The organism is Nocardia tenerifensis NBRC 101015 (genome assembly GCF_000308715.1).
Lineage (GTDB): Bacteria > Actinomycetota > Actinomycetes > Mycobacteriales > Mycobacteriaceae > Nocardia > Nocardia tenerifensis.
In genome coordinates this window covers 1-4,111 of sequence record NZ_BAGH01000183.1, presented here as the reverse complement: position 1 = coordinate 4,111, position 4,111 = coordinate 1, and the positions used below count along the sequence as shown (strand labels likewise).

Below are 4,111 nucleotides of genomic sequence, written 5' to 3'. Positions count from 1 at the left end.
GTCGCGCCCCGGCGCCCGACGGTGCCCGCCGCCGCGCCGGGCGCGCTGCGCCTGCCCATCAGCCCGGTCGACCCGCCGGTGCCCGCCACCTGAGCGGCATACCCGGCCGACGGGGAACGTGGCGAAACCGACACCGTCGGCGGCGCGCGCAGCCGCTAGCGTCAGCGTCGTGTCAGACAGTGGTATCGATCTACGCTCCTACGTCTCCGCCGACGAGGCGCGGGCCCGCGGAAAGGCTCTGCGCGACCGGGTTCCGGTCACCGCGCGGGACCGGGCGGCCGAGGGAGCGCGGCGGCCCGGCGTGCTCGACTACATCGAGGCGAGCAACGCCGGCCGCCTTCCCCACCTGGTGCCGCTGCGGATCGGTCGAATGATGGCCTCCCCCTTCACCTTCTACCGCGGGGCGGCCGGGCTGATGGCCGCCGATCTGGCCGGCGGACCCGACACCGGGCTCACCGCGCAGCTCTGCGGCGACGCGCACGCGGCGAACTTCGGCCTGTACGGCACGCCACGCGGCGAGATCATCATGGACATCAACGATTTCGACGAGACCATCGCCGGGCCGTGGGAGTGGGATCTGGACCGGCTCGCGGCCAGCCTGGTGCTCGCGGGCCGGGAAAGTGGTGCGGGCGAGGACGACTGCCGCACGGCGGCGCACGACGCGGCCCGCGCCTACCGCCTCGCCGCCGACCACCTGGCCGAGCAGCCGTTCCTGGCGGCGTGGAGCGCGCTGCCCGACGAATCGGTGCTGAGCCAGGCCGCGGCGCACGATCTCATCGATGACTTCAAGAAGGCCGCGAAGAAGGCGCGCAAGAACACGAGCGCGAAGGTGGTCGCCAAGTGGACCGAGCACCTCGAGGACCACCAGACCGGCATCACCAAGCACCGATTCGTCAGCGACCCACCGATCCTCACCCCGGTCGAGGACGCGGTCGCGGCGGCGCTCACCGACGGACTGGAGCGCTACGGCGACACGCTGCGCGAGTCCCGGCGCAACCTGCTGGCCCGATTCGCGGTGTCCGACATCGCCTTCCGCATCGTCGGCACCGGCAGCGTCGGCCTGCACACCTACGTCGCGCTGCTGCACGGCAACGCGGACGAGGCGCTGGTGTTGCAGCTCAAACAGGCCAGGCCGTCGGCGCTGGCCCCGTACCTGCCCGCGCCGGCGCCGAAACACGAGGGCAAGCGAATCGTGAAGGGCGCCAGGCTGGTTCAGTCCGAGAGCGATATCCTGCTCGGCTGGACCAGCGTCGACCCGACCGGCGAGGGCGTCGAATTGCCGTTCATCGTCCGGCAATTCCGGAATATGAAGGGCAGCATCGACCCGGCGGAGCTGTCCGCCGCCGAGCTCGACGACTACGGCAGGCTGGCGGGCGCGCTGCTGGCCCGCGCGCACTCGCGCTCGCTCGATCCGCGCCTGCTCGCCGGCTACCTCGGCGACGACGAACGCTTCGACGACGCGGTCGCCGATTTCGCCGTCCGCTACGCCGACCGCACCGAATCCGACCATGCCGCACTGGTCGACGCGGTCGAGCGGGGCAAGATCGCGGCCGAGCAACCGGACTGATCGCGACCCCAACACGCCGACTGTTGCCATCAGCGCGGCGAACTCGCCCGTGCACCTCGTATCCTGTGGACTGTCGAGTGTCGACGTGAAGGGCGGTCGTTAATGCTCGTGCGAGTGCAGAACGCCGCAGGCACCAATGCCGAGCGGGCACTGATCGATTGGCTGCGCACCTGGAAGGACGCGGGCAGCCCGAAGGGGGTCGCCACGATCAACTGCAGTCTGTTCCACAAGGATCGGCTGCATCAGTTCGACGCGGTGGTGTGGACGCCGACCAGTTGCGTGGTGATCGAGGCCGAGGCGCTGGTCGCCCGGCAGGACGGCGTGCTGGAGATCCCGCTCAACGGCCAGTGGACGATCAACGGCGACCCCGCCGCCATGGAGGGCCGGGACCGGCGCACCCCGCTGGAGAAGTCGCGCGAGCACACCTTCGCCCTGCAGAACTGGCTGGCCGCGCGCGGCCTCGGCCAGCGCGCCGTGCACGGGCTCGCGGTGGTCGTCCCGCTGCGCGGGGCGCAGCTGAAGATCCAGCAGGCGTGGAGCGACCCGAGCTTCGACGTGATCTTGGGTGACGACCCGGGCAGGCTGCGCCACTACTTCGACGCGCTCGCCGAGCAGGAGAAGCACCTGTGGACGGCCAACGACGTGGCCGTCGCCTTCCGCGGCCTGGGCATTCTGCCGTATCTGCCCGCGCCCCAAGAACTGCTGAACGAGGGGTTCCTGGGGCCGATCGACATCACGCTGTGGCACGGCGGCCCGAACCAGGCGCAGGCCGAGGCCTACGCGGAGGAGCTGGCGCAGGCCGAGCGCGAGGCGCAGCGGCCCGTCTACGCGATCGAGGCGCCGTGGTACAGCCCGTGGAAGCTGTACCCGCGCGAGACCCGCGACATGGATTTCGGCCGCGCGTTCATGCGGATCACCCTGGCGGTCGGCATGCTGATCGCCTTCGCCTGGGTGCTGTGGTTCGTCATCAGCGCGGTCCTGACCTACGGGCCTTGATCCGGCTCGGGCGCTGCGTGATCCGGCTCGAGCCGCGCGTGATCGGCTCGCGCCGTGCATGATTCGACCCGAACCATGGGCGATCCGGTTCGGGCCTTGCGCACCACCGTGATTCGCGGCAGCTCGGCCGTCGGCTCGTCGAGCGCCGGTTCGGTGCGCACCGATCCGTCGGCGGTCGGCTGTGCGTCGCGCTCCACCAGCAGCGCGACGTGCAGCCGAGAGGGGCAGCCGAGCTTGAGCATCACCTGACGCACGTGATTGACCACGGTCCACTCCGAGATCCCCAACTGGGTGGCGATCATTCGGTTGGTCATGCCGGTGGCGACCAGCAGAGCGATCTCGCGCTGCCGGTTGGTCAGCGCGGACAGCGGGGACTCGTCCGGGTTGGGCAGGGTCGGGCCTGCGCTGGCGTAGGCCACCGCCTCGGCCAGGGTCATCTCCCCCGCCCGGCGCATGATCTGGCGGAACTTGTTCTCCCCGATGGCGCTTCGGTGTTCGGCCTCGCGCGGCACGCGATCGTCCACGCCCAGTTGCGGTATGCCGTGGGCGGCGCGCAGTTGCCGGGCGGCCAGCAGCAGTGTGAGCGTCGGCTCGGCGAACTCGACCCCGGCCGCGTCGTAGGCGGCTGCGCAGCCTTCCAGCGCGATGATCACCGGCAGGACTTGGGTTTCCAGGTCGGCGTCCGCCAGGTTCTCGCGGTAGAGCGCCTGGGCGCGATCGGCGGTGCTCGGCCCGATCTGGGTGTACGCCAAGATGTTCCGACCGATGAGTCGGGCGGTACTGTCGAGCCACCGCGCCCGGTCCCGCAGCTTGGCCAGCACCTCGCCGTCGCGGGTCGGCGGGTTCGGGATGCGCAGCAGCATGCGCGAAACCTGAAGCCGGCCCGGCCACGGGCCGCTGAGTTCGTCGGCGTACTTCGTCGCGATGGCGAACTGTTCCGCGGCGGCCGTCCGCTCGCCGACCGCGACCAACACCGCGACCAGCACCACGGCGACCCTGGCGGCGTCGACGTGCCTGTCGAAACGGCGATAGGCGTCCGCCGAGCTCGTCAGCAGATCGACCGCCCGGCGCAGCCGGCCGGACCGGCCCGCCCAGATACCGAGGACCTCCAGGCACAGCGGCGCGGTCACGCCCGGCGACAGCGTGCTGCGATCGCTCATCTTCAACACCTTGGCCAGTACCGATTCCAACTCGGACTGGTAGCCGAACTGAATCCACGCCGACTCCAGCGCCGCGGCGAGGCGAACCGCGCGTTCCGGGCGTCCCGTGTCGATCAGGTAGTGCACGGCCGACAGGAAGTCCACGATCTGCTTGCCCGTCGCGTCCAGGGCGGCGGCCCGATGCTCCCGCTGGTCGAATCGCGGTCCCATCCGCTCGGCGAACAGGCAGAGTCGGTCGACGTGCTCGTCGCGGAGCGTTCTGGCCCGCGCCGGGTCGGCGGCGAGCACCCGGCGGCAGTACGCGCGGACGGTGGCGAAGAGGCGGTAGCCGTGCCCGTGCGGCCCGCTGGACACGTGGTCGAGCATGCTGCGCTGGACCAGGTCGGCC

General features: G+C 71.0%; 3 protein-coding genes. 2 read left to right on the top strand and 1 reads right to left on the bottom strand.

Annotated elements, in window-relative coordinates; genetic code table 11:
* Positions 1-169: 169 nt before the first annotated feature.
* The gene (locus ON39_RS14920; RefSeq protein ID WP_040734650.1) at positions 170-1,567 is read left to right on the top strand and encodes a DUF2252 domain-containing protein; all 1,398 of its coding nucleotides are present in this window, start codon (positions 170-172) and stop codon (positions 1,565-1,567) included.
* A 114-nt stretch (positions 1,568-1,681) separates the two neighbouring features.
* Complete coding sequence (locus ON39_RS14915) at positions 1,682-2,563, top strand: nuclease-related domain-containing protein (RefSeq protein ID WP_246003121.1); 882 nt, start codon at positions 1,682-1,684, stop codon at positions 2,561-2,563.
* Here ON39_RS14915 and ON39_RS14910 read toward each other — a convergent pair.
* Positions 2,551-4,111 (bottom strand): LuxR C-terminal-related transcriptional regulator (locus ON39_RS14910; RefSeq protein WP_040734648.1); only part of this gene is annotated, 1,561 nt, incomplete at its 5' end. The two genes, ON39_RS14915 and ON39_RS14910, sit on opposite strands and share 13 nt — an antisense overlap.